Source organism: Erythrobacter sp. SN6-5 (genome assembly GCF_057364945.1).
The window spans coordinates 2,556,480-2,581,550 of sequence record NZ_CP200282.1; the positions used below are offsets into that span (position 1 = coordinate 2,556,480).

19 protein-coding genes and 1 pseudogene are annotated in these 25,071 nt (G+C 55.7%); 8 read left to right on the forward strand and 12 right to left on the reverse strand.

Going from position 1 to position 25,071, the window contains the following annotated elements:
* Positions 1–22 precede the first annotated feature (22 nt).
* From AC0V6Z_RS12765 to AC0V6Z_RS12775, 3 genes are all read right to left on the reverse strand, one after another.
* Positions 23–1,486, reverse strand: a complete 1,464-nt coding sequence (locus tag AC0V6Z_RS12765) for a CapA family protein (protein ID WP_472638827.1) — start codon at positions 1,484–1,486, stop codon at positions 23–25.
* Complete coding sequence (locus tag AC0V6Z_RS12770; protein ID WP_472638828.1) at positions 1,434–2,105, reverse strand: hypothetical protein; 672 nt, start codon at positions 2,103–2,105, stop codon at positions 1,434–1,436. The genes AC0V6Z_RS12765 and AC0V6Z_RS12770 overlap by 53 nt, the downstream gene beginning before the upstream one ends.
* Positions 2,106–2,200: 95 nt before the next feature.
* Positions 2,201–2,965 (reverse strand): outer membrane protein assembly factor BamD, encoded by a 765-nt coding sequence (locus tag AC0V6Z_RS12775; RefSeq protein WP_472640918.1) that lies wholly within the window; start codon positions 2,963–2,965, stop codon positions 2,201–2,203.
* 882 nt (positions 2,966–3,847) lie between these two features.
* Between AC0V6Z_RS12775 and AC0V6Z_RS12780 the strand changes: the two genes are divergently transcribed.
* The 3 genes from AC0V6Z_RS12780 to AC0V6Z_RS12790 are packed head-to-tail and all read left to right on the forward strand — an operon-like array spanning position 3,848 to position 6,030.
* On the forward strand, positions 3,848–4,567 hold the full coding sequence (locus tag AC0V6Z_RS12780; RefSeq protein ID WP_486176489.1) for an RHS repeat-associated core domain-containing protein: 720 nt from the start codon (positions 3,848–3,850) through the stop codon (positions 4,565–4,567).
* An 8-nt stretch (positions 4,568–4,575) separates the two neighbouring features.
* Positions 4,576–5,079 carry a hypothetical protein gene (locus AC0V6Z_RS12785; protein ID WP_472638830.1) on the forward strand — a complete coding sequence of 168 codons (504 nt, stop codon included), beginning with the start codon at positions 4,576–4,578 and terminating at the stop codon, positions 5,077–5,079.
* 12 nt (positions 5,080–5,091) lie between these two features.
* Positions 5,092–6,030, forward strand: coding sequence for a transglutaminase family protein (locus AC0V6Z_RS12790; protein WP_472638831.1), 939 nt, complete (start codon positions 5,092–5,094; stop codon positions 6,028–6,030).
* 510 nt (positions 6,031–6,540) lie between these two features.
* Here AC0V6Z_RS12790 and lepA read toward each other — a convergent pair.
* The 5 genes from lepA to AC0V6Z_RS12815 form a co-directional block, all read right to left on the reverse strand.
* The gene (gene lepA, locus AC0V6Z_RS12795; RefSeq protein WP_472638832.1) at positions 6,541–8,358 is read right to left on the reverse strand and encodes a translation elongation factor 4; all 1,818 of its coding nucleotides are present in this window, start codon (positions 8,356–8,358) and stop codon (positions 6,541–6,543) included.
* Between the two features lie 86 nt (positions 8,359–8,444).
* Positions 8,445–9,674: an EAL domain-containing protein gene (locus AC0V6Z_RS12800; protein WP_472638833.1), complete on the reverse strand. Its 1,230-nt coding sequence runs from the start codon at positions 9,672–9,674 to the stop codon at positions 8,445–8,447.
* A complete protein-coding gene (locus AC0V6Z_RS12805; protein WP_486176490.1) occupies positions 9,640–10,644 on the reverse strand; it encodes a diguanylate cyclase domain-containing protein in 1,005 nt (334 codons plus the stop codon). Before AC0V6Z_RS12805 ends, AC0V6Z_RS12800 begins: the two co-directional genes overlap by 35 nt.
* Positions 10,645–10,765: 121 nt before the next feature.
* On the reverse strand, positions 10,766–13,501 hold the full coding sequence (locus tag AC0V6Z_RS12810; protein ID WP_472638835.1) for an EAL domain-containing protein: 2,736 nt from the start codon (positions 13,499–13,501) through the stop codon (positions 10,766–10,768).
* 207 nt (positions 13,502–13,708) lie between these two features.
* Entirely contained in the window at positions 13,709–15,925 is a 2,217-nt protein-coding gene (locus AC0V6Z_RS12815; protein ID WP_472638836.1) for an EAL domain-containing protein, read from the reverse strand.
* 180 nt (positions 15,926–16,105) lie between these two features.
* Between AC0V6Z_RS12815 and AC0V6Z_RS12820 the strand changes: the two genes are divergently transcribed.
* The 5 genes and pseudogenes from AC0V6Z_RS12820 to AC0V6Z_RS12840 all read left to right on the forward strand — a co-directional run bounded on the left by AC0V6Z_RS12820 (position 16,106) and on the right by AC0V6Z_RS12840 (position 22,161).
* Positions 16,106–17,848, forward strand: coding sequence for a PHA/PHB synthase family protein (locus tag AC0V6Z_RS12820; protein WP_472638837.1), 1,743 nt, complete (start codon positions 16,106–16,108; stop codon positions 17,846–17,848).
* 137 nt (positions 17,849–17,985) lie between these two features.
* Positions 17,986–18,828, forward strand: coding sequence for an alpha/beta fold hydrolase (locus tag AC0V6Z_RS12825; RefSeq protein WP_472638838.1), 843 nt, complete (start codon positions 17,986–17,988; stop codon positions 18,826–18,828).
* 17 nt (positions 18,829–18,845) lie between these two features.
* Positions 18,846–19,682 (forward strand): MFS transporter, encoded by an 837-nt coding sequence (locus tag AC0V6Z_RS12830; RefSeq protein ID WP_472638839.1) that lies wholly within the window; start codon positions 18,846–18,848, stop codon positions 19,680–19,682.
* On the forward strand, positions 19,675–20,316 hold the full coding sequence (locus tag AC0V6Z_RS12835) for an MFS transporter (RefSeq protein ID WP_472638840.1): 642 nt from the start codon (positions 19,675–19,677) through the stop codon (positions 20,314–20,316). The genes AC0V6Z_RS12830 and AC0V6Z_RS12835 overlap by 8 nt, the downstream gene beginning before the upstream one ends.
* 75 nt (positions 20,317–20,391) lie before the next feature.
* Positions 20,392–22,161: pseudogene (locus AC0V6Z_RS12840) on the forward strand (N-acyl-D-amino-acid deacylase family protein).
* Between the two features lie 170 nt (positions 22,162–22,331).
* On the opposite strand, the gene AC0V6Z_RS12845 reads toward AC0V6Z_RS12840, so the two are convergent.
* The 4 genes from AC0V6Z_RS12845 to AC0V6Z_RS12860 all read right to left on the reverse strand — a co-directional run bounded on the left by AC0V6Z_RS12845 (position 22,332) and on the right by AC0V6Z_RS12860 (position 25,071).
* Positions 22,332–23,087, reverse strand: coding sequence for a hypothetical protein (locus AC0V6Z_RS12845; RefSeq protein WP_472638841.1), 756 nt, complete (start codon positions 23,085–23,087; stop codon positions 22,332–22,334).
* Between the two features lie 328 nt (positions 23,088–23,415).
* Entirely contained in the window at positions 23,416–23,703 is a 288-nt protein-coding gene (locus AC0V6Z_RS12850; RefSeq protein ID WP_472638842.1) for a hypothetical protein, read from the reverse strand.
* 278 nt (positions 23,704–23,981) lie between these two features.
* Complete coding sequence (locus AC0V6Z_RS12855; protein WP_472638843.1) at positions 23,982–24,752, reverse strand: DUF2855 family protein; 771 nt, start codon at positions 24,750–24,752, stop codon at positions 23,982–23,984.
* The gene (locus AC0V6Z_RS12860; protein ID WP_472638844.1) at positions 24,739–25,071 is read right to left on the reverse strand and encodes a DUF2855 family protein; all 333 of its coding nucleotides are present in this window, start codon (positions 25,069–25,071) and stop codon (positions 24,739–24,741) included. The genes AC0V6Z_RS12855 and AC0V6Z_RS12860 overlap by 14 nt, the downstream gene beginning before the upstream one ends.

Sequence of the window (25,071 nt, forward strand, 5' to 3'; positions counted from 1 at the left end):
TCGCCGAGGTTTTGTCTGAGTATTACTCGCCAGCGGAGGGGCTAGTCGGGCTGCTTTCAGCACGTAAAATATTGGGCTGGTAATGGGTCCACCGCCACGCCTGCGCCGGGTCTTTCTGGCTGTCTTCATCAGGCCATTCAATCAGCTCAAAATCATCCAGCTCAATGGTCTTGTCGCCAGCGGCCCGTTTGTCTTTGAAACGGATTTTCAGGATCACTCGGAATGCGCGCGCCGCTCCATTGGTCTCTTCCGGACGGTTGAAATCGAATTTCAAATCGCGCCAGTCGCCTCCGGCTAGTTCGATTGTGCCGATCGATGTTCCGCGAATGGAGGATGATGGCGCGGCCCCTTCTTGCGGGCGCTCCTTTAAGATCAATTCCACCTCGGCGTCGCGGGGAAATTTGATCTTGCTCTGCAGGGTAAAGCGGGTCGCATAGACATCACGAATGTAAGAACGCGAATAGAGATAAGGCAGTTTGGGTCCGCCGTCGGGCAGCAGCGCCATATAGCCTTCGCCATTCGACCAAGTGCGGAAATCAATCGCGGCATTGCGCGACATCCAGAACCGGTCCCCGGCCAGCTCAAACTGAGTGCTTTCAAAGTCGCCGCGCGGGATCATATTGCGGCCATAACTGCCCCGCTCGCTGATGCAGGCAGGTGCGAAATGCGCAAGGTTGAACTCTTTGGGGAAACGGCATTGCGGGCGCTCAATGCCCCTGCGTTTGGCCCAAACGGCGGAGTGCCCACCTGTCTGCGCCAGCACAGTGCCCATCTCTTCCGACAGCCAATGCAGCCGGGTTAGCACCGCCTGACGCATGCCGCCGGTTGCCGGAACGGGGCGGTAATCGAGCATGTTAAGCGGGATCGCTTCTGCGCGCAGGAACTCTCCCTTTTCCAACCAGACCTTCAGCGCGTAAGTGACTTGGGTGTGCGGGTGCTCCTGATCAAACAGGAAATTGCCGAGCGAATGCGCGATCAATCCGCCGCGATATATCTCTAACCCGTGGGTCACGTGCGGGTGGTGGCCGATGACCAGCGGAGAGCCTTTTTCAATCGCAGCGCGGAAACGTGGGAGCGACAATTCCGATGGCCGGTCGGCATATTCCATATTGCCGTGGAAATGCATAATCGGAACATATCCGGCACGTCGTTCACGCTTGGTCACGCGCTCGACATCGCTGCGCTTGCCCCAGGCTGCACCGCCTTTGATTTCGGTGGCGGTCTGGTTCGGCGTCCATGTGCCGCGCCATCCGACAAAGCCATAGATGCCCAGCTTGTGCTCGGCGAGATCGAAGCGAGAGGCGCGCTCTGCCTCGGTCACATCCATGCCCGCGCCAGACCATGCAACACCGGCGGCGTCCAAGGCGTCAATCGTAGTTTTCAACCCGGCATCGCGGTAATCGGCGGTGTGATTGTTGCCCAGTGAGACGTGATCAATTCCTGCACGCGCCAGAGCATGCGTCAGTTCCGGCGGGGAGAAGAACAAGTATTTCTTGGGTGCCGAGCGGTCCAGGTTGCTCCGCTGCGACCACGGATTCCAGATTGATCGAGGCCAGATCGCTGGTCTCTAGATAGGGTGTGATGGCGGTAAAAAGGTGATCCAAATCGCTGTCCAGCGTCACCTTATCGAGCACCGCCTCTTCACCGCGCGGGGCCGAGAAATAGCGCCGACCCGCCATGCTATCGCCGCCAAAGAACAGCTCGATGCGGCCCTTTTTACGCGCGACCATCTCTATCGGCGGGATCGACAGGCAATCACAGCGCGCATCGCGCAGCTCTGCATTGCCGAAGGTTTGTACCATGGTGAAAATGCGCTCGCCTTTGATGTCGACGCGGTAATAGGGTGCGAGTTGCACCGCGGCGGTGAAATGCCCGTCCTCGGCCAGATCGGTCGGGGCGCCATTGATCGTCACCGCAATGCCATCAAACTTGACGCCATCACGGCGCCCGTCGAGCATTCCGCCAATCAAAATCTCGCCAGGCCCAGCATCTGCCCCTCCGACCAATCCGTGGTCAGGGTGCGCAGTGGCAGGCGCAGTAAGGCCAACCGCTGCCAGACAGGCAAACAGCGGCGCAAATAGGGTAAAGCAAAACGAACGTCTCATGGCCGCGCGGACTAACGCACAGCAGATGATATTTGGTTAATGCGGAGCTAGCACGGGCCTAAGGGATTGCCCCAAACCCCGCAGCCACAAGCCAATCAGCTTGGAGAAACGCCCGCTGCGTGGTCCTGAACCAGCTCAAAGGCCTTTTCGTACCATTCATCACCGGGATAGTTCGCGCCCAGCACAGCGGCATATTTCACCGCTTCGTTCGGCACGCCCAGCGCCAGGCTGCTCTCCGTCAGGCGGTACAAAGCTTCTGGCGCATGGCTGGTCGTATCAAAATTCTCCAGCACATTGCGGAACCGCAAATTCGCCGCCAGCCACCGGCCAGAACGCTGATAATAGCGCCCAATTTCCATTTCCTTGTCGGCCAAGTGATCATCCACCAGGTCCAGCTTCAACCGCGCATCGGCGGCATATTCGCTCGCCGGGAAACGCCGGTTCACCTCGCGCAGGGCCGTCTTCGCCTGCTCTGTGATCTTCTGGTCGCGGTTCACATCGCTGATCTGCTCGTAATAGCTCAGCGCGATCAGATAATACGCATAGGGCGCATCCTTGTTACCCGGGTGGATCGACAGGAACCGCTGAGAGCTCTGGATTGCCTTGTTGTAATCACGCGCCACGTAATAGCTGAAAGCGCTCATCAATTGCGCCCGCCGCGCCCATGGCGAATATGGGTGCTGCCGCTCAACCTCGTCAAACAGCGCGGCGGCGAGCAGCGTGTTGCCGGTATCCATCCGCCGCTTCGCCTCGCCATAAAGCGATTCCACGTCCCGCGCGACATAGGCCACGTCTTCATTGGCAGAGCCCCCGCCACAAGCCGTGGTAAACAGCGTGGCACCGGCTAGGCCCGCCAACATGGCAGACTTGCGGAGGATACGGGCGAAAGAGCGAGCGCTATCAGGGGCAGTGGTCATACTCCACCTATAACCGCGCCTTACGTGAACGCCAAGTGAAGTTGACGCCGCAAACCACACTTCATGCACATCTCTCGCATATCCGAGCAGCACTCGGTTCACCGCACGTGAGCCACGCTTGGAACGGCTGGAACACAGTTTTAGGCCAAAAATCCAATCGATCAGAACGCGGCTGACTAATCGCTTTTTCCGATCAAGGTTGAGATACGAGCGCATAACCGCGCCATAGCGCCCTGCGTGGGAGTAGGAAAATGAGAGCGCAGCTGCGCGATTTCAAAGCAGCCTGATTGTTGGATAGCGGTGATCGCTCCGCGTTTCGCGGAACGCAAGCCCAACGCCTACTGGATGGCGATGATCCGGCGAGCGATCAGCGAGCGGCAAGGGCGACTGCCCGCCCGAGCTTATGCGAGGATAGCCAAGCGAACGGAGGTGAGCGCTAGGCGCTTGAGGCAAAACAAACAAACACCTGCGGAACACAGAGCCCGAGATCGTGAACGCGAAGCATCAGGTGCGGGAGCGCAAGGTTGCGAAGCCTAAGACGCGGTTGAGCACTAAGGATAAAAGTTGGGAATCGTAGTACTAGAACTAACTACGGCTATGACTGAAAATTGCCGATTGCGGAATGTTCGCGTTAGTCCAATCAGAAGCGAAGAGTCGCCATTCCGCTCACGACCCAGTTACGGAAATGACGGACTTGCTATGCCTCGCTCACTAACTCTAGGTGGTTGCCGAACTCCATAGAATAGTATCAAAAAAGATCGAACTGCGACTAGCTTTTACTCGTCGAAGTGTTAAAACTCCTTCTAACATTAGTGGAGGCGAATGTTGCAAAAGCCGATTTTCACCGTCGTAACAATCGCAATAGCGACCGTCAGTGCCTCATCTGCACATGCACGCTTTTTGCAGACTGATCCGATAGGCTACGAGGATCAAGTCAATCTCTATGCCTACGTTGGCAATGATCCGATAAATGGCATCGATCCAACGGGTTTGAGCTGTGTTTCTGCCGAGAGTGGAGAAGGTTTCTCTTGCTCACTCGACGATACAGGAAACTTGTCAGACGATGAGATTGCTGAGGTTAATTCCGCTTATACAAGTGCGGTGAATGAACTGATGAGTAACCCTGACAGACAAGTTTCTATTACTTTGAAGCTTGATGGAAAAGAAGTGAGTTCGACCTTTACTGCGGGCGAGGTCGGGCAGCGCTTGGTTGATGCAGAGGTCGTTGCGCAGCCAGCAAGCACGACTGCCAGAGGTGCGAATCGAGCATATGCTCAAGCTGAAGGAGGTCCAGGTAGTAGGCGTGCTGACGGCTCTCAGACGATTACAGTCTATAGGCGACTTTTCCAGAAAGATGCTTTTGGGCAGCAAACCACGTTTACCCATGAAGGGCTGCATTTAAGTGAAGGCCAAGCCGCTTTCGTAGAACCTTTCGGTCGCAACGACCTCCGTAACAGGATATTTAGGAGTCAAGCTTTTGGTTCTCGCCATCGGGCGCCCTACAACGACGCGGCTAAAGTGCTCTTGGGCCGCCCGTCGAGATGAAGTTTTGGATGGCAGCGATAGTTGCTGCAGCCTCTGTATCAGGCTGCGAAAAATCTGCGCCCGAAATCAATAAGTGGTCGCACTATGACCATAGAATTGCTTATGCCTCTGAAATAACAAAGGAAGTTGCCCTCTTTGATCTAGAGGCAGGAAACTATGCATACGCAATTTACACCGACGACCCGCAGCGCCCGTATGAGGTAACTGATATAGGTGGGGCGCAGGAACTATGTAGTAACATAGATTTCTTTTGCATTAAAGGGCAAGTTAATATTGCTGTACCTACAGATGAAATGAAGGAGAGCTATAATTTTAAAGGTATTGAGTGCCAATCTTTTACCGATCAGGACAATCACGATACATTTTTAATATCCTGTGAATTTGATGCTAAGCGAACGGTTTTTCTATATGGAAGCAAAGGCGTTGAGCGTTATCAAAATATTTGTGACGTCTGCGATTATTCGCTCTATTTTCTGAATAGTCCTGTCGGCATCTTTCCACCTGTTAGTTGAAGGCTTACTCGCGTGAGGTTGTCGAACTTGGCTTGGTGTTTCGTGATGCTGATCGCCGCGATATGCTCTTCTTCAACATCCGCCCAGTCGCCTGCCGATGTGGTGCACGCTGTCCTATCTGCACCTGATAGTGAGTTGAGCTACGAGCGTGCGAAGCTGACCTTCGACCGTATCATCGCACTAGAAATGGACGAGGCGGCGGTAACGGCCGAGATTGACCAGCTCGCCAATGCGGCGACACGCATAGCGGCGGGCGGCAGCGACGTGGATAAGCTCAAAGCAACACGGCAGGTCATTTACGAGGCTGGGGCCTGGAACGCGAACAGGCCATTCGTCTACGACCATGACGATCCCTATGGCCAAGACCTGCGCAACAAGCTCCTCGCAACATACTTTGATACGCGGCGGGGCAACTGCGTCTCGATGCCGATATTGCAGCTTATAGTGGCCGAGAGGCTTGGATTAAACGTCTCACTATCGACCGCACCGCTCCATGTGTTCATGCGCTACACCAGCCCGACAAATGGGCGGAGCATTGCCATCGAGTCTACAAGAGGAGGCCATCCCGCCCGCGAGAGCGAATATTTCGAGCAGATGGGCGTCACACAGGCGCAGGTTGATAGTGGCATCTATCTAGGCGTGCTGACCAAGCGCGAGAGCATTGCCGTGATAGCCAGCACCGTCACTGAATGGCTTATGAGCCAAGGCCGCTATGATGAGGCTATTGCGGTCGCTGACGTGCTTCTCGAATACTACCCGACCGATGTTCACGCGATGCTGACACGCGGTTCTGCGCATGGTGAGCTGCTGCGCACCGAATTCATCGAGCGGTTTCCGAACCCGCAGACAATTCCACCCAGCTTGCGGCCGCGCTTTCAGATGCTCGCCAGCCAGAACGCCGCAGCTTTCCAGCAAGCAGAGGCGTGGGGTTGGGTTACGCCGACCCGATAGGTTCACCTGTGACCGCTTTCACCCGCCAGATGCAGAAGTTTATATCGAGCTTCAGCATTCTCATATAAAGTCAATCAAGACACCCGAACGTCGACATCTAGGAATCGGGCGCAAAACAGGCATGGGATGTCGCTAACACGTCGTCCGGAGTTATAGCCTCTCGTCTCTAGTTTGTCGCTTTCCTGGCCTTCTCCGTCGCGGCCCGGGTCCGCTGGCCCGCCTGGTGGCCTTTGGCCAACTTCGCTTCCGATCCTCGACGCTCCGCGCCGAGGTCGGTCGGAATACGCGATGCGCTAACGCGCACCGGCTTCTAACTTGTCGCTTTCAAGGAAAGCTCTGGTGATGGACAACCAAACCGCCACGCGCCGTTCCGCGATTGCTCGCGCAATCGCTTCATGCGCCGCGTGACGTCAGTCGGGTTCGGCTAAGGCCGACCCGCTGGCCGGAGTTACAGCCTCTCGCTTCTAGCTTGCCGATAGCTGCGCTATCGCCTGCACTAGGCGCGGGGCTTCACTCTTCCCCCATCCGCAGCGCGGCGATAAACGCCTCCTGCGGAATACTCACATTGCCGTACTCACGCATCTTGGCTTTGCCCTTTTTCTGCTTCTCCAGCAGCTTCTTCTTGCGGGAAATATCGCCGCCATAGCATTTCGCGGTCACGTCTTTGCGCATCGCTGAAATCGTCTCACGCGCGATGATCTTGCCGCCGATCGCGGCCTGCACTGGGATCTTGAACAAGTGGCGCGGGATCAGGTCTTTCAGGCGTTCGCACATGCCGCGGCCACGCTCCTCCGCAACCCCTGAATGGACGATCAATGACAGGGCATCAACCGGCTCATTATTGACCAGAATGTTCATCTTCACCAGGTCGCCTTCGCGCAGGCCAATCTGCTCGTAATCAAAGCTCGCATAGCCGCGTGAAATTGATTTGAGACGGTCGTAAAAATCAAACACCACCTCATTAAGCGGCAACTCATAGGTCACCTGCGCGCGCCCACCGACATAGGTCAGATCGGTCTGAACCCCGCGACGGTCCTGGCACAGTTTCAGGATCGCCCCGAGGTAATCATCCGGGCTGTAAATCACCGCCTTGATCCAAGGCTCTTCGATCATTTCAATGCGGTTCACATCCGGCCAATCGGCGGGATTGTGCAGCATGATTTCCTTCGCATCCTCGTTCTTCGTCTTGCCCAATTGCAGGCGGTAAACGACCGACGGCGCGGTGGTGATCAGATCAAGGTCATACTCGCGGCTAAGGCGTTCTTGAATGATCTCAAGGTGCAGCAGGCCAAGGAAGCCCGCGCGGAAGCCAAAGCCCAATGCGGCGGAGCTTTCCATTTCGAAACTGAAGCTGGCGTCATTCAGGCGCAGCTTGCCGATGCTCTCGCGCAGCTTCTCAAAATCCGCCGCGTCGACCGGGAACAGGCCGCAGAACACCACCGGCTGCACTTCTTTATAGCCCGGCAGAGCCTCGCTCGCCCCGCCCTTCACCGTGGTGATCGTGTCACCAACGCGGGCCTGCTCCACCTCTTTGATTTGCGCAGTGATGAAACCGATCTCACCCGGGCCCAGATCGTCCAGATCCTCACGCTTAGGCGTGAAACAGCCGACGCGGTCGACAAGGTGCTGCGTCCCGCCCTGCATAAAGGTGATGTTCTGGCCCTTTTTGAGGAAGCCCTCGATCACGCGAACCAGAATGACGACGCCGAGATAGGGGTCGTACCAGCTGTCGACGAGGCTCGCCTTCAGCGGCTTGTCACGCTCTCCCTTGGGCGGCGGGATTTTGGCGACGACTGCCTCCAGCACGTCTTCGATCCCGATGCCGGTCTTCGCGCTGGACATGACCGCTTCGGACGCGTCGAGGCCGATCACTTCCTCGATTTCCTCGCGCACACGCTCCGGCTCCGCGGCGGGCAGGTCGACCTTGTTGATGACGGGTACAATCTCGTGATCATGCTCGATCGATTGATAGACATTCGCGAGGGTTTGCGCCTCCACACCTTGCGCAGCGTCGACGACCAGCAAGGCGCCTTCGCATGCGGCCAGGCTGCGGCTGACCTCATAGGCGAAATCGACGTGGCCCGGCGTGTCCATCAGGTTGAGCTGATAGGTCTCGCCGTCCTTCGCCTTATAATTGAGGCGCACGGTCTGGGCCTTGATGGTGATCCCGCGCTCCTTCTCGATGTCCATGTTATCAAGGACTTGCTCGCTCATTTCGCGCGCGGTCAGCCCGCCCGTAAACTGGATCAGGCGGTCGGCCAAAGTCGACTTCCCATGATCGATATGCGCGATGATCGAGAAATTGCGGATTTTTGAAAGGTCGGTCATTGGCTGTGCCAATTAGCGAGCCGTGCTGCCCATGTCATTCGCGAAAATCGCAACACCCTCAAAAGAGCATGCAAAACCTGAAGGAACTATGCCGCCTCAGGCTTTGGCGTGTTGGCATAGCCGAACTGCGGCACACTGCCGCCACCTTGGCCTAGCATACCGCCCTCCATGCCCTTGTAGCTCCCCTGAGAGAGCGCCGCTAATGGCGCACCGGCAGATGCCAGAGCATAGGGTGAGACCCGATTGCGCGTGCACAACCCGCCAGAGCCATCATCAATCAAGTGCTGCTCAAACTCGAGGCCTTGGGTATCAGCGCTCGTCCGGATCACAGTCGTAACCGCCAATTGACCGCCGCCAAGGTCGACGACGAACTGAGTGCCCTTAGGAACATCGGCCAGGCCTTGGATCAAAGCGCCAGTCTTCGATAGATTGCGCAAGGTGACCTCATAGGAGTGATCATCGTGGATCACCTGAATCTTGCGAAATACGGTGCGGCGGCGCGCACGCTTCGTACGGTCGCTATCAGGTTCGATGTTCCACGCTTCATCGGTCAGCGCGTCAAAGACAGCGTCGATTGTAATGGGATCGGAGTAAATCGGGCCTTGAAGATAGGATATGCCACATTCACCCAGCACTCGGTGCAATTCCATAGACTCAATGCCATTGGCAACGGTGTTCATTTCCAAAGCGCCAGCTAGTGCGACAATCGCCTTTACCAGGCCCAGCTCGCGGCCATCCTTGTCGGAAGCCTCTGCAATCAAGCGTTCATCGATCTTGATCGTATCGAAAGGCGCACGGCGCAGATAAGCAAGCGAGGAATAGCCGCTGCCGAACTCATCAAGGGTTAGCTGAACACCCAACTTGAACAAAGCAGCCAAAGTCCGGTCTACACCATCAGTGTCACCGAAGAAAACAGCCTCGGGTATTTCCAGCTCGAGCCGTGCGGCGGCAATGTCCGCCTCTTTCAAGGCGTCAGCCACTCCGTCGACAAAGCCGTCAGAATTGAACAATTGCACCGGCACATTGACGGAAACCCGCACGGTCTCTGGCCAATTGGCGGCATCGCGGGCGGCCTGCTCAATAGCCCAGCGGCCGACTTCGATATTTTGGCTGGAGCCCTCAAGGATCCCGGCGAATTCTTCCTGATCGATTTCACCGCGCTGCGCATGGTTCCAGCAGATGTGCGCCTCAAGCGCCTCCACATTCATGCCCTGCGTTGCAACAATCGGCTCGTACTTGAGGAACAGCTGATCCTCGCGCACTGCCTCACCCAGACCTTCTTCAAGCCGCGCGGCGGAAAATCGCCTCGTTTTCAAGCTCGCCTGAGAAGAAGCGGTACTGCCCGCGCCCCCCATTCTTCGCCGCGTAAAGAGCGAGATCCGCTGCGCGAACTACCTCTTCGCGGGAAACACCATCGTGAGGCGCGATGGCAATGCCAACTGACGCCCCGATGACGCAGCGCCCTTCTTCTAGGGAGTAAGGCTGTTTGAGCATCGAGATGATTTTCATCGCGACTTCGCCCAAAACGCCGCGGTCGTCCATGTCCGGCAGAAGCACTTGAAATTCATCGCCGCCCAATCGGCCGATCTCGCACTCATGATCGATCGAGCGTTGGAGCCGCGAGGAGACCTGCCGCAGCAATTCATCACCCGCTGCATGACCCAGCGTGTCATTGACCTGCTTAAACCGGTCAAGATCAAGCATGAGAACAGCGCAACTGCGCTTAGCAGTCTGAAATGCTGTCAGCGTGGAATCGATGATTTGCGCCATCCGGTGGCGGTTTGCGAGACCCGTTAGAGAATCGAATTTCGCGAGGCGAGAGGTCTCTTCTTCGCGATGGAATTCTTGAGTAATGTCGGCACCAGTGCCGCGAAACCCAGTAAAGCGTCCTCGGCCATCTTCAACAGGCCTTCCCGCCAAACGTAGAACGGCATTGGCTTTGCCTTTTGACGCCTCGACAACAAAGCCAGAGAACGATTTGCGTGCGCCGAGCACCAAGGGAAGCGATTTGGTCCGCCCATCCCCCGCACGAGGATTGAAAACACTAGCCAGCGGCTGTCCAATCAGATCCTCCAAAGGAACATCAATGCACTCCGCAAGTGCGCCGCTTAGATAGGTAAGGTTGCCATCGGCATCGCTCGCCCAGAACCATCCTAAGCCGGAATGTTCCAAGTCATTAAGCATTGCCAGTTTTTCATCATCGGAAAGCGCCGAAGCAGCAACGCCGCGCTTGCTGCGTGACGAGCCATTTCCACCCATTGATGATAAGAAACCCTTCAGGGCCACTTTTGTGTTCCTTTTCAATTTGCTCAGACGGCAAACACTATCTGCTGACTAAGATGTAAACCGCGATGGTTACTATTGCCCTAACGGCCGGGCGCTTGATCTCTTTACTGATTGCTATTGGTCAAACGTCACGCAGCACGTCAAAGCCACCATCTGCGCCGCGCTGTAATTGCGCTGCGAATTCAACACCAATCTTGCTTTCTCGGGACCAGCGCACCTGCGCTTTCACTGATCGGTCCTTTGAGAAGTCAATCTTGATCAAGGTGCCCTCTGGAACATTCCAAACCCCATCGATCATTGCCCCGCCTTCTGAAATTGAACGCAGGGTTGCAGGTGCTCGATAGCCGTCATAACTGACCATAATGCGCCGCAACAAGACCTTGCGGGGAGCGCGGGCCGCGCGCGGCCCATCTGCCTTGATGGCGAGATCGCCCGCCACCAGCTCACCCGCATCATTGGCGTTCAAGGCTTTATGATAGATATTGCCCTGAACATGACTGCAGCCGAGCTGCCTGACTAGCTCCAGCTCATCCAGTGTTTCGACACCCTCTGCCGTCGTATCCATCCGCAAGGCTTCGGCGAGACTGGTGATGGAGGCAATAATCGCTCCATTGCGGCTGCCTGTTTCTGTGGCGCCGCGAACGAAGCTCTGATCGATTTTGATCTTATCGAACGGTGCCTTTTTCAGGTACCCCAGCGATGAGTAACCCGTGCCAAAATCATCAAGCGCAAGACGCACGCCAACCCGTTTCAGGCTGGCGAACATGGCCTCGGTACCGGCGCTATCATTGAGGAAAACACTTTCCGTGATTTCCAGCTCAAGCCGCGAGGCCTCAATCCCACTGTGCGCCAAAGCGTTCGCGACAATGGTCGGCAATTCAGGGTTTGAGAACTGAAGCGGAGAGACATTGACGGCGCAGCGAATGCTGTCGGGCCAGCGCGCCAGATCAGCGCAGGCCGTGCGCAACGCCCAAGCGCCGATTTGATCGATCAGGCCAGCGTCCTCTGCAATCGGAATGAATTTCGCCGGAGACTGCCAACCTTTGGTCGGATGATGCCAACGCAGCAATGCCTCAAAACCGGTAATTTTCTCGTTCCCCGCAAAGACGACCGGCTGATAGAACAGTTGTAACTGCCCCTGCGCGATGGCTTCGCGCAGATCTTTTTCCAACTGCGCGCGCGCTTCTGCGGCAGAATGCAGGTCCGCTGCATAAAAACGAAACGTACCCCGCCCAGCATCTTTGGCGGCATACAGGGCCAAGTCGACATTGCGGACCAGCTCCTCATTCGAGAATCCGTGTTCGGGCGAAATCGCAACACCAATAGAAGCACCTATGACAACGCTCTGCCCTTCGATGGAATAAGGCTGAGAGAGGACTGCGATGATTTCATTGGCAAGGTCGCCCAGCATTTCACGCGAATTATATCCGGGAATGATGACTTTGAACTCATCGCCGCCCAAACGGCCACAGCGTCCTTTGCTGCCTACCGTGCGTTCTAACCGCTGAGCCACCTGCTTCAACAAAGCATCGCCCGCCGGATGGCCCAGGGTGTCATTGACTTGCTTGAAGCGATCGAGGTCCAGCATCATCAGTGCACATGCCCGATCACGCTCTCGTGGCGAGCCCAAGATACGCTCCAGCGACTGCGACATTTGCATCCGATTGGCCAGCCCGGTGAGGCTGTCATAGTGGGCCAAGCGTGAGACTTGCTGTTCGCTGCGGCGCTGCTCGGTTAGATCGGAGCCGTGACCGCGAAAGCCGCAGAAATTCTTGAAACTGTCGTAGACCGGCCGCCCGGTTAGGGCCCACCAGCGTTCTGGCGTGGTCCCTGCTGCCCGCAGCTCCACCTCATTGAACGGAGAACGCGCCGAAAGGTGGAACGTCAAGGTGCGTTCTGCCCCTGACGGTCCCGAAGTCATATCGACAATAGCGTTTAGTGGTCGCCCTAGGATGTCTTCAACGGGCTTTTCCAGAATTTCCGCAGCCGAGGGGGAGATATAGCTGATCAGACCGCGCCGATCAGTCTCCCAAAACCACCCTTGGCCGGTTTCTTCAAAGCTGCGAAGAATGTCCTCTGCCCGCGAGGCGAGCCGCTCTCGCGCCTCACGGGCCACTTGGCGGCGATGGGCGCTGAGCCACTCAAACCGCGCGACCAGCATCAATACGATCGCAGCGCCAGCCAATGCCGAGAATGTCAACGGACTTGGATCGACCAAGGCAAAACCGGCCCAAACGCCGAACTTTGCGGTAAACAACGAAACGATGCGCATCCCGAACAGAGCAGCACAGGCAGCGTTGATACAAACGATCGTGCCAACCGCCCACTGCCATGCAAGTCCTTCGAGCACCCACAGACCGAGCACCATACCCGCGCTGAGCATCGGGATGGCAACGCCAGTGAACAACACCACGAGCCGCATGAAATAAGGCGTCTCGTCGCGCCGTTCGAAGGCGGAAAGAGTCCCTCCAAGCGCGAAAATGCCAACAGACAAAACTACGCCAATGATCGCCAAGGCCCCAAGCGGGACCGCGCCCGCAATCGCCCCTGCAATCACATATGTAATGAGCAGAAAGCCCGCGATCACGCGCGGTCGCGGTGGCAGGTAATAGCTATGCTCAGCGTTGGAAGCAGCCTCTTCGCGTACGGTTTCCGGTGCAATCGATGTACGCACACGCTCCGGCCCGCGGCGATCATCGCTGGTGCGATTGGGAGCCTCGGCCCCATTTTTGAGCGATGGAGTGCCGTTGCCCTCTCCACCTTGCTTAGAGATCGCAGTTGTCTGCGCCGAAGGAATACGCGCAGCGCGAGGGCGATTGGCGCCCTTCTCATCGTGGTCCAGATGCAATGGTTTCACCGGCGAATTCATAAACCGGGATTGGCGCGAAGGCGCTTAGGAAACCGTTAATTTGGGCAGCGATATTCGGCCTGATTTTAGCGCGTTTTAACCAAGCCTGCGCGTTTCGAAAAAGAGTGGTTACGGGTGAGCACTCGGTTTCATGGTTAATTTCGGTAAACCATAATTGGGAAGGTCTAAGGACAATACCGCGTTTTCAATAGCCTGCTAGGCTGCGACCCCTGCAGTGCCGCTGATGTCGACCTCGATGAACGCCTTACTCGCCCCTTTGACATTGTCGGCAAGCGCCGCATAGGCATCATTACCCAAGGAGGTCAGCGGCCGCCCAACTGCCTCAATTTGGTAAGGCGACACGCGGTGGCGTGTACACAGACCGTCGGCCCCATCATTAATCAGCGGGGTCTCAAACTCGACACCTTGGCTGAAGCCCTCGGATCGCTTCACAGTTGCTACTGCTAACTGTCCGCCGCCAAAGTCCAGAACGACCTGAGTCCCCAATGGAACATCCAACAGGCCTTCGATCTTTGCGCCCGTTTTGGAAAGGTTCCGCAACATCACTTTGTAACGGTGATCATCGTGGATCAATCCAATCCTTCGGAATTCCGTGCGGCGATCCGGTCGGTATTTTTCAGGCCCCAACGGTTCATATTCAAACGCGCCGCGTTCAAAACGGTCCAAAACCTCTTGCGCTGGCACAGCGCGTGAGAACAAAATGCCCTGCAAATGACTGGCGCCGCGCTTTTGCACCATCGCAAGCTCGTCTTTGTTCTCAACGCCCTCGGCAACCGTCTCCATGTCCAGCGCTTCTGCAAGGCTGACAATGGCAGCAATGATCGCGGCATTGTTGTTGTCATCAGCTGAACAACCGCGAACAAAGCTCTGATCTATTTTAATTTTATCGAAAGGCGCATCACGCAAATAGCTGAGCGAGGAATACCCCGTCCCAAAGTCATCAAGCGCCAGTTTGACGCCGAGTTCCTTGAGCTCTCGGAACAATCGGAATGTCCGGTCCAGATCCCCGACGAATACGCTTTCTGTTATTTCCAGCTCAATCTGAGCAGGATTGACGCCTGATGTTTGCAGCGCGCCACGAACAACTTTGACAAAATCATCGGATGCGAACTGAACTGCCGAAACATTCACGGCCGCACGGACTGACTTTGGCCAGAGCTTTACCTGATTGCACACCTCAAGCAGCGCCCATTCACCCAATTCGCGGATGATCCCGACATCCTCCGCCACTGGGATGAAGTCCCCGGGTGAAATCATACCCCGATCACTATGTTCCCAGCGCATTAACGCTTCCATGCATTCGACCGTATGCTTCTCAGCCGTTACGATCGGTTGATAGTGCATTTGCAGTTCGTTTTTGGCGATCGCATCGCGCAGATCTTCTTCAATCCGGTGGCGGTGTTTCACCCCTTCTTTGAGATCGCTGGAGTAGAACCGGTATTGCCCGCGCCCTTCACCTTTCGCCGAATACAGCGCTAGGTCAGCGGCCTTTACCAATTCGTCGGCATCGATCCCGTCATAGGGCGCAATTGCGATGCCCATGGAAGATCCAATGACCGCGCGCATACCATTGATCGAGTAAGGCTGTGAGAGCATTTGAATCACGCGCTGCCCTAAATCACCAAGCACCCCGCGATCATCGATGTCAGGCAAGATGACTTGGAATTCGTCACCACCAAGGCGCCCTATTTCCCCGCGATCACCGATCAGCCGCTTCAGCCGCGCTGCAACCTGTTTGAGCAGTTCATCACCCGCGGGATGTCCCATGGTGTCATTGACTTGCTTAAAACGGTCGAGGTCCAACATCATCAGTGCAACACTGCGTTTCGCGGACCGGAAGGCGGTCAGCGTCGAAGTCAGCTGCTTCGTCATGCGGTAACGATTGGAAAGACCGGTTAGCGAATCGAATTTGGAGAGCTTTTCCGCATCACGGCGGCTTTCATGCGTGGCGCTGATGTCCTTCGCGCTTCCGCGGTAACCAGTGAAATGATCATTCTCGTCAAACTGCGGTTTGGCAGCAATTTCCCACCAGACCTCGCCCTGCGTCCCAGCAAGTCGAACCGTCATCGGAGTAATCGAGTTTCTTGCCGCGAGTACAAATTTCAGTGGCCGTTCAGAACTTTCGGCGGCTTGATCATTGTCCGGCAAAAACAGTTCGGAAAGGGGCATTCCGACCGCGCTTTGCCCCTCTTCAAGCCCCAATTTTTGGGTCGCAGCCTCAGAAAGATAGATCAGCCGACCTTTGGAATCACTCGCCCAAAACCATCCAAGGCCAGCGCTTTCCAAACTGTCGAGCAGCTCCACCCGACGTTGCAAATCGCTCGCACTGATAGGCTTGAGCGGCGCTGGTTCAGGCACTTCCTGTTCCGGCTCCGCTGCGGATTTGGTTAGTTTTGAAAACAATCCGGCCACTGAAGTGACTGTCCCTTCCGAATGTGCAGGCGATCTGCGTAAATTCACTTAGGGGACGGCAAATAGCCAAAAATCGTTGAGATTGTTCTAAGTCGCCCTTCACGGACGCGATTGCCCAGCAAAAACTTCAGCCTATTGCCCCTGTTAGACATTGAGTTAGAGTGTGGCTGAATCATGTAAATGGATGATACCAATGGCTCCGCAGAAGCCAGCAGAGGGGATGAGATGCCAGAAAGCACCGTAAAACTCGAAAACGAAGCAGCCCAATCGACCAATGCCTTGGGCCCGTTAATTGGTGTGGCGCGCGAGGATTTCGTCGGCGCGGTCGCTTTGCTGCTGCGTGAGACCGCATCTGATCCGAAACGCCTTATGAAGCACGCGCAAAGCATGGGCGAAGACGTGGTCAAGATCATGACCGGCAAGAGTGAGCTGGCGCCAGACCCCAAAGACAAACGGTTTATGGATCCCGCCTGGCAGTTCAATCCATTCTTTAAGGCGGGCGCACAATATTATCTGGCGGTGCAAAAGGGAATGCGCAGCTGGCTTGAGGAGTTGGAGCTTGATGAGCTGGAGCGCAACCGCGCCAATTTCATTTCCAACATCATCCTAGACAGCCTTTCGCCAACCAATTCGCTAATCGGCAATCCAATCGCGCAAAAGCAGGTGATCAATTCCGGCGGCCTGTCGCTGATCAAGGGTTTGCAAAACGCCTATAATGACCTCGTGAATAACAAAGGCATGGTCAGCCAGGTCGATAAGCGACCCTTCAAAATTGGTGAAAATATTGCAATTTCAAAGGGCTCCGTCGTGTTACGCACAGACATGATGGAACTGGTGCATTATGCCCCGACCACAGATGAAGTGCATGAAGTCCCGCAGCTGACCATCCCGCCACAGATCAACAAGATGTACATCAACGATCTGTCGCCCGATAAATCCGTGGTGAAGTTTCAAGTTGATAACGGCATCCAAACCTTCGTTATCTCCTGGCGCAATCCGACCAAGGAACAGGGCGTGTGGGGCATGGCGGACTACATCCGGTCATGCGAAGAGGCGATGGAAGCCGTGGCTCAGATCACTGGTTCTAAAAAGGTGAATGTTTCAGCGGGCTGTTCCGGCGGTCAAACCGCCTCGGTATTGGCATCCAAACTGGCCGCGCAAAAGAGCGATCTGCTCGGAACACTGACGCTGATGGTTTGCGTGCTGCACCCCAAGCCTACGGACGTGGAGGCAGCGTCGCTCGTATCTGAAAACGGTATGGCGCTGGCCCGCAAACGCGCGGAAAAGGCGGGCATTATCAAGGCGGATGACCTCGCCCGCGGCTTTGCCTGGCTGCGCCCAAATGACTTGATCTGGAACTATGTGATCAACAATTACCTACTTGGCATGGATCCGCCAGCCTTTGATGTGCTGTTCTGGAATGCGGATGCAACCAACCTTTCAGGTAGTCTGATGGCTGACTTCCTCACATTGTTTGAAACACTCGCCTTCACAAAACAGGGTGAAGTTGAGATGGCCGATCACAAGGTCGATCTGTCCAAGGTCAAATCCGACATGTTCATTCTGGGCGGGGTCACAGACCACATCACCCCTTGGAAGGCGACATATCGCTCTACCGAACTGTTTGGATCCAAGGATGTAACCTATGTCCTGAGCCAGTCAGGCCATATGCAAGCGATCCTGAACCCACCAGGCAATCCCAAGGCCAAGTACTTCATTCAAAAGAAGAAGGGTAAGCTACCGCCGACCGCAGATGAATGGCTGCAAGGGACCGAAGAGGTCAAAGGCAGCTGGTGGCCGTATTGGATGGAGTGGGTTCAGAAACGCTCTGGTAAGACAAAAACTGCACCGCAAAAGCTGGGGAGCACAAAGTACAAGCCGCTGGACGCAGCCCCTGGTCTGTACGTAGTGGAAGAGGTGTAACGCCCAAAGCGCCTTTAGCGAAAGCATGGGGGCTGCAAAAAATTGCAATTGAGGCGGTGTTCATGAGGGATCGATGAATGCCGCGTCAGCCGTATTGAAGGGAATAGAACTTGGACCGGGCCTCGAAAGACGACGCAATGAAGGACGCCGTAGTCGGCCTGCGTGATGTAGGCGGTCGCTCCCTGCGCGTCGCTACGTGGCGGCTGGATAGGGCATCGGAGCATCCGCCCGTCCTGTTTTTCAATGGCATTGGCGCGAATATCGAAGCGGTTGCGCCGCTGGCCGCTGCTCTGCCAGAGCGCGCCTTTATCATGTTCGACATGCCCGGCATTGGCGGATCGCCTGATCCGCTTGTTCCTTACACACCGTGGACGATGTCTTGGACGGCCTCAAAGCTGCTCGATCAACTGGGCGTCGATCTGGTTGATGTGATGGGCATCAGCTGGGGCGGCGGTATGGCTCAGCATTTTGCCATTCAGCATCCTGGCCGCACTCGCCGTCTCGTGTTGATCGCGACCAGTGCAGGTATGCTGATGATGCCCGGCAGCCCGAAAGCGCTGACGAAGATGGCCAATCCGCGCCGTTATATCGATCCTGCTTTCATGCAGAAGAACTTTGAAACACTGTATGGTCAAGGCCTTGGCGCGGGTCCGGGTAAATCCGGCCATATGTCGCGCCTCACCCCGCCTTCCCCGCGCGGTTACATGTATCAACTGCTGTGTATGCTCGGTTGGACGAGTGCGCCTGCCCTGCCCTTCATGAAGAAGGACACACTGATCATGATGGGCGACGATGATGCCATCGTTCCGCTGACCAATGGCAAATTCCTGGCCAGCCTGATTCCCAATTCTGAATTGGTCGTGATGGAGGGCGGAGGGCATCTGTTCCTGCTCAGCCACAAGGATGAAAGCGTGGCGGCAATCCGTGGTTTTTTAGACCCGCCGGAAACTGATGAAGAGCTAGAAGCGCAAGCAGCTTAACTGTCAGGATCGAAGCTATGCAAGCGCCTGACCCTGCCCCGACAATTCCTGGCCGCCCTGCTCACGGTGAAGGGGGCGCGTTAAGTAGAACCGGGTTTGCCTGGGCTGTCTTTGAGTGGGCGCGCAACCCGTATTACATCCTGATCGTCATCTACATTTTTGCACCCTATTTCGCGCGAGATATTATCGGCGCGGACCTGCTCGCGAGCGGGGAATTGGACAGCCTCGATCCACAAACCGCACGGCAAACGGCGAACGCTCAAGGTCAGGCGACCATCGCTTCGGTTACCAAATGGGCTGGATTAATTGCCGCTTTGACCGCTCCATTTCTGGGCGCCGCGCTGGATCGTGGAGGACGACTGAAACCAGTACTCGCGCTCTCACTGGGCACAATAGTGGTCTGCTCCGCCTTGCTCTGGTTCGCCCAGCCCGGCGGCACTGGCCTGCCCGTATGGGCGATCATGATGCTGCTGGTGATCGCCTATGTTAGTTATACCTATTCTGAGGTCACCCATAATGCGATGCTCTCGGTCGCGGGTGAGCCACAGCGACTTTCGATGATTTCCGGTCTTGGCTTGGGCCTCGGCAATTTGGCGGCGGTGCTTATCTTCCTTGCCATCGCCGTATTGTTCATTCTGCCCGGCGCAATCCAATGGCCGTTCCTCAAGCCGCAATTCGGTTTTGACCTTTCCAGCTTCGATCATGCCAGGATAGTTGGGCCCATCTGCGCGGTTTGGCTCGCAGTCTTTTCCATCCCGTTTTTCCTTCATGCCAAGGATCCCGGTGTAGCTAAGCGCAAGTTGGCGAATTGCCGTTATCACGGGGTCTCAAGCTGTCCTGAAGACCGTGCGTGAAGCGACCAAATATCCGGATCTCGCGAAGTTTCTAGTCGCTCGCATGTTCTATCAGGATGGCATGGCAGCACTACTGGCATTGAGCGCCGTTTACGTCGCGTTGTTCCTCGATTGGGGTTTCCTCGAAATGCTCTGCTTTGCGATATTCGCATCAGCCTGGGCCTTCCTTGGTGGAATTTTCGGGGGCTGGTTAGACGGGAAGGTTGGTGTGAAGAACGCGCTGATCATCGAGATTCTGGGCATGGTGCTGGCCTTTTCGCTTCAGCTCTCCGTCACGCAAGAAAGCCTGCTCTTTGGGTCGATCGCAAACTATCAGGTGTGGGATGGTTTGGTCTTCCAGTCACTCTCGGACCTGGCCTATCTGTCTCTCGTCAGCATCGTCGCGGTCATGGCCACTGCCAGTATTTCTTCGAGCCGCGCGATGCTCGTAACCTTGGCCCCGCCGGGCCGCAGCGGCGAGTTTTTCGGACTCTACGCGATTGCAGGAACGATTACTGTTTGGATGGGACCATTGCTGGTGGAGATATTTACCACCGCTTTCAACGACCAGAGGATCGGAATGGCCTCCATTTGCTTGCTATTCTCCGCCGGATTGGCTGCGTTGCTATTCGTCAGGATGCCGCATCGAACCTAAGCTAATCATGCCATGATGCACTGGACATAGCTCTGCACTTGAGACACTTTCGTTCTCTATAGAGGAGAGAGAACCATGCCAGCATTCGATCTGATCATCAGGGGCGGCACTATTGTCGATGGCACCGGGGCTGAAAGCTTCGCAGGCGATGTGGCAGTCCGGGACGGTATCATCGTGCAAGTTGGCGACATTCACGGTGACGCCGCGGAAGAGATCGACGCCAGCGGACAAATCGTTACGCCCGGTTTTGTCGACATCCATACCCACTATGATGGTCAGGCCACATGGGACCAGGAAATGGCACCATCTAGCTGGCACGGTGTCACCACCGCCGTCATGGGCAATTGCGGAGTTGGCTTTGCGCCCGCCAAGCCGGATCGACACGAATGGCTGATCAGCCTGATGGAAGGAGTGGAGGACATTCCCGGCACGGCTCTGGCTGAGGGCATTACATGGGATTGGGAGACATTCCCCGAATATCTTGATGCGCTAGAGAAGCTGCCGCGAACCATGGATATCGGCACACATGTGCCTCACGGCGCAGTGCGCGCTTATGTGTTGGGCGACCGCGAACAACCCGGAGCGGTCCCGACCGATGACGACATTGAGGCGATGGGCAAAATCGTTGAGGAAGGTGTACGTGCTTAGGCGCACTCGGTTTCTCCACCTCACGCACGGTTCTGCATAAATCCGTCGATGGTGAGCTTGTCCCTGGCACAACAGCCACAGCTGACGAGCTTGTCGCAATTGGCCGTGCCATGGGACGTGCGCAAGCGGCCGAGCGGCCATGCCGTGTTCGAGATGGCTAGCGACCTGCAAAAAGACTGGAACGAGTTTGAGTGGATGGGGAAGTTGAGCCGCGAGGCTGGTATTCCGGTTACATTCGCTGCGCTGCAATCCATTGCCAAAGAGCTACCTCTGGAAGAACAAATCTCTGAAATGCGGGCGCAGAACGACAATGGCGCGAACATCGTTGCTCAGATCGCGCTGCGCGGAAATGGCATCATCATGGCGTGGCAAGGGACGGTGAACCCCTTCGCCTTCCGTCCTAGCTGGCAGGAGATCAAAGATCTCGCTTGGCCCGAGCAGAAGGCAAAACTGCTCGATCCCGCCTTTAAGGCCCAGCTTTTGTCGGAGGCAAATGACTATTCTGAGGCCCCGGCCGACATCATCCAAGTCGTGATGGTCATCACCCAAGGTTGGGCGCTGCAATATGAGATGGATCCCGATTTCGACTATGAACCGGATGCCAGCGCCAGCGTGAATGCGCGGGCAATCTCGGCAGGCGTCGATCCTCAGGAATACGCCTATGACATGCTGTGCCGCGATGATGCGACCGGCTTCATCTACCTGCCCATCCTGAATTATGCCGATGGTAATCTCGACTTCCTGCTGCCCCTGCAACAGGCCGATGACACAGTGAATTCCCTGTCCGATGGCGGCGCGCATTGCGGCACTATTTGCGATGCTGCCTCGCCCACCTTCATGCTGCAGCATTGGGTGCGCGACCGGAAACGCGACGGAAAGGTCAGCCTTGAGCATGCGATCAAGCGACAATGCCGCGACACCGCCGTGCTGTATGGTCTGGAAGATCGCGGTGTAATCGCGCCGGGCTATCTCGCGGATCTTAACGTCATCGATATTGAGCGCCTAAAGCTGGGCCGCCCATGGCTCGCCTTTGACCTGCCCGCTGGCGGCAAACGTCTGCTGCAAAAGGCAGATGGTTACGCCTATACGATCAAGAACGGCGTGGTGACCTTCCGCGAGGGCAAATGGACCGGAGAAGCACCCGGCGGTCTCATCCGCGGCCCGCAAAGAGCAGAGTTGGCTGAGGCGGCGGAGTAAGGGCGGACGAGGTCGGCTGATTGAGCACTGTTTATAGGACCAGACTTTCAGCTTACGACCCAACTGCGGACATTTGTAGCCGCTAAATCAGATAGGCAGCCTTCTTTGAACGATATAGTTGCTGATTGCACTTCGAGCGCGCCATCAATTCAATAAGACAAAGAGCGGAACTATCTGCCAAAAAGCCTTTGCCAGATTGTCTTTGTTTTTTGCGGGCCTGAGGGTTGTGAGGCCTCGTCTTCTGAGGCAGCACTGGCGGTTTCTTGCTGAAAATTCGGCGCTTGATCGTCAAAACGCGTTTTCTCAATTGGGCGCCAAAACACATTAATGCAATCAAGAATAGTTCGTTCGTTCAAATCATAGAGGTTGAAAAGGTCGGATTGAATCACACGCTCGTGCTCGTCTGGGTTCAGGTACAAGAACGCGACCCCATCTTCGAGATAGTCGCATTGCACGCCATAAAATGAACCTGCTGCTCCCGTCTTTGCGAAGGCAGCAAAAATTGGCCTCAGAAAGCCGAAGTGCAGCCCTCTTCCACGGTTCAGCTCAGCCACAAACTCTCCTTGGTCAGTCTCGATCTTTAGTTCAAAATCATCCCCGTCCTTCGCTGCGCAATAGCCATCACTGACATGCAAGATATTGATGAGGTCACCCGCAATTGCGTTCAAATCTCGAACTGCATCGGCATAGGGTTCGCCTTGGTAGAGATCGTCCTTCCAGACCGTTTTGCATACATGCTCCAAAGAGCGCAAAATTTGGGTCACAGCAATAAGTTCAGAATCAGCGCCAATCTTCTCGAAAACGAACTCAAGCGCTTCCTGGCCATAATAGGGGCGTGGCCCTAGCACGGCGAGGATGTGATCGATCGCAGTCCTGCGATCTTGCGGTGTCTCAAGACTATGAAAATCGATAGCTGGGGTGTCCACAGGCTCTTGGTCCTCCTTGTAGTTCTATCGCCCAAACATCTGCGAGAAGACCATTTGGGTGAAGAGCAGTAAATGAGACTAACCCGTGTACTGTTGGTATCAGTCAAACTTCAAAAGACGACCGGCAAGACCCGCTGTTAGACCTCAAGAGCCAAAAGCAGTTGCCTGCTCTAAATCCATTTGCGGTTGCAGTTTGAGCGCGCTGTGTCAGTTTAGTCTTTCGCTCCACAACAAGCAGAAATTCGGCTAACGACCCAATTGCGGACATAGGATCGGGAATTAGCTGTTAGCGAGAATTGCGCATTGCCTTCCAGTTCTAACGGCTTTCCTAGAATAGCTTCGTAACAAAAAAGGCCGCTGAGAACGCGGTCAAGAATGCTATCAAGGTGGGTAGCCAGTTTCTTTTTAGAAGCTGCATAAATGCCCTGCTTGCATTGGCTAGTGTATCGAAATTCGCCCTATTCAAATATCCGTCGATAAATCTGCGAAGTGCCTCGCTCGGAGTGTCCCCTTGGGCGTCACATGCTTCTTGAAATTCTCGCTTCTTGGAGTGCGCGAGTCGCACTTCCAAGCGTTCGCTTTTCTTCTCCCAGTCCTCGGTTTTCGCATCGGCCATCTTATACTCCTAGTTTGCCTTAACTGATCGATAAGCGCCGACTGGCCGTTTCACCAGTCAAACACTACCCGTACATACGCAGATTGATGTCCGTACAGCTCTGAACCAACCATATCGTGTTCAAATTTGACCTAGGGAGCTTTAACTTGCTGCTGTGTCCGTTATCCACCCATTGGCTGCCGTTCGAAAACTTGCCGCTGCTAAGTTCCGCTTTCACCCCCAACTTCAGACCAACAGAATTAATCTAACGTCACTCTAAAGCAGGTGCGAACCCACCCCTAAGGTTCGATCACGATGCCTTTGGCTGGATCGACATGGCCGCCCACCATTTCCAGATAGGTCGTGCGCGCGGCATCCAGACCGGCATGCCTTTCGATCTGAACCGAACCGTCCACTGCGCCAAGGAAGCCGTGCCATGTCTTTGCGATCATCATCCCCCCTTCGGCTGGACCATGTTCTTTAAAGAACGATACGAAATGATCCGGGGCAAAGAACAAAGTCGGCTTCGGCCCGGGCAGCCCGCGTTCTGCGCGCATTCCGCCCTCGCCGCGTTCCTCAATATGGGTCGCGCCGACCAGACATGAGTATTTCAGCGCATCGGAAAAATGCTCGTGAATCTTTGCGAGCAGTCCAGCGTTGCCGGCAAAATCTACCACGACCGCTGGCAGCAGGCTGATCATAGCCACCTCATCATAGGAGCAGACCTTGTCGTACAGACCGGTGCTCTCAACAAATTCGACATTGCCCGGCGAGGTCAAACCGACCCGCTTTACACCCGGAGAATTCTGCTGCGCGACACTGGCAAGGCCCATGGCCGTCTTTGACGATGCGCTGGTCAGGATCACCTGCTCGGCCCCGAACCATTGGTTGTTGCGCATGAAATAGTCGATGATGAAGCCCGTTTTGAACAGCGGGCCATAGATCATCCGTTCCGCCTCTTTACTGGCGTCATGCTCCGGATCTGCGGCGAGACGCGAGTATTGATTGTAAACCGGGCTCATTGGCTGGCGATAATCGGTGGTGTCGATGAAGCTGTTAAGCCGACACATTGCCCGGGATCACGTCGAGGTGCGTTGCCATTGGCAGGTATCCATAGACCCGCTCACCCACTGCAAAATCCTCAGAATTGCTCTCAATGACTTTTGCATGTCCCCACATTGGTACGATGCCGCTACCCTCGGGCGCGGGGAAGAAATTCCAATAGCCAAAGCCGTCGCCGACCACCGCATAGGTGATGTTGTTGGCCGTGACAGAGAAGCTCTCAATTTCGAGCCGAACTGCGCCGCTGACAAGCTCTCCATTGTCGAGCTCAACAAGAGCGGCGTTGGTGAGTTCATCCTTGCGAACGTGGACTTGTTGGACTGTCAT